Here is a 528-nt window from a genome sequence, read left to right as displayed (position 1 = left end):
TCAGTTATTTCGGGTATTGCAACCCTATTTCATGCCTGAACGTCTCGCACCTCAGAACTAATTATACTAAACTGGGGCGGAAGGATTCGAATCGCCTATATAGCCTACAACCCCTATTCTACCGTTACTTAGGTGTTACTCAAAGCCATAACAGAGTAACAAGTGAGTAAAAAATGAGTAACGATATCAATACCCCTACTGTAGGGGGAAAGGGTAATTATGACGATGGCTATAGTAGATTCCTGAAAGCCTATCAAGACTTTAAAGGGGAATGTCCCAAAGGAGTGACACTCAAGTTACAAAAGACCGGGACTAGGTACAACCTACTATTGCAGTTTAAGCAACCACCTACCGGGAAACGGCTACCCAAAACGGCTAACCTTGAATGTACACCTCAAGGGGTGATAGACGGCGTTAGGAAAGCTAAACTGGTATCAGAAGCCTTGGGAACCATTACTAGCGCTAGTGAATTTTGGAACTGGTACGATGCGACTATCTCAGGAAAGAACCAGATTGAGGATAATCTGA

Annotated in this window: 1 pseudogene; it reads left to right on the top strand. The window is 43.6% G+C overall.

Annotation, left to right across the window (positions count from 1 at the left end):
- Positions 1 to 173 precede the first annotated feature (173 nt).
- Positions 174 to 528 (top strand): annotated as a pseudogene (locus tag P5674_RS25775) (recombinase); the annotation flags it as partial.

Origin of the sequence: Limnospira sp. PMC 289.06, from assembly GCF_032350395.1 — a bacterium.
Classification (GTDB): domain Bacteria; phylum Cyanobacteriota; class Cyanobacteriia; order Cyanobacteriales; family Microcoleaceae; genus Limnospira; species Limnospira platensis.
Note: the sequence above shows the minus strand (reverse complement) of the source record. Positions and strands in the feature narration are given on the sequence as shown.